Annotated in this window: 1 protein-coding gene; it reads right to left on the reverse strand. The window is 74.2% G+C overall.

Features of this window, described 5'->3' with window-relative positions:
* Window positions 1-25: 25 nt before the first annotated feature.
* Window positions 26-697 (reverse strand): ERAP1-like C-terminal domain-containing protein (locus tag E2E34_RS34870; protein WP_208765426.1); only part of this gene is annotated, 672 nt, incomplete at its 5' end.

Genomic DNA, 697 nt, shown 5'->3' on the forward strand with positions numbered 1-697 from the left:
CCCGGGGCGGTGGTGGGGTGCGGGGTCAGCTCCCCCGTACCGCGAGGGCCCGGCGCAGGTCGTCGAGCTGGTCGGTCAGTTTGCGGTGCAGGGCCGGGATCGTCGCGGTGGCGCGCAGGAACTCCTCACCGAGGTGCAGGGACTCCTTGTCGACGGCGAACTGGGGGAAGGCGTAGCGGCCGGCGGCTTCGGCGATGGCGGGGCCGCGGCGGTCGGCGACGGCCTTGGCGTCGCGGTAGTAGCGGGGGATGTAGTCGCGTACGAGAGCGTCCTGTTCGGGCTGCCAGAAGCCCTGGGCGGTGGCGGTGAAGAGGTAGTTGGACAGGCTGTCGTCCTCGAACATGCCGGCCCAGGCGGCCGCCTTCGCCTCGGGCGTGGGGAGGGCGGCCCGGCAGCGGGCGGCGCCTTCCTGGCCGGTGGCGCTGGGGTCGCGGGCGAGTTCGGCGGCGATGTCGGCTTCGTCGGTGGCGCCGAGTACGGCGAGGCGGCGCAGGATGCGCCAGCGCAGTTCCGGGTCGAGTTCGGGGCCGCCGGGGACACCGCCGGTGCGGAACCAGTCCTGGATGCCGTCGGGCTGGGTCGCGGCGTCGATGAAGTGGCGTACGGCGGTCAGGCGCAGGCCGATGCCGTTGCCGTCCTCGGTGCGGCGGATGAGGTCGCGGCAGATGTTCCTGAGGGTGGCGAGGGCGGCGGGGCG

It is taken from the genome of Streptomyces albidochromogenes (genome assembly GCF_005981925.1).
Taxonomy (GTDB): domain Bacteria; phylum Actinomycetota; class Actinomycetes; order Streptomycetales; family Streptomycetaceae; genus Streptomyces; species Streptomyces albidochromogenes.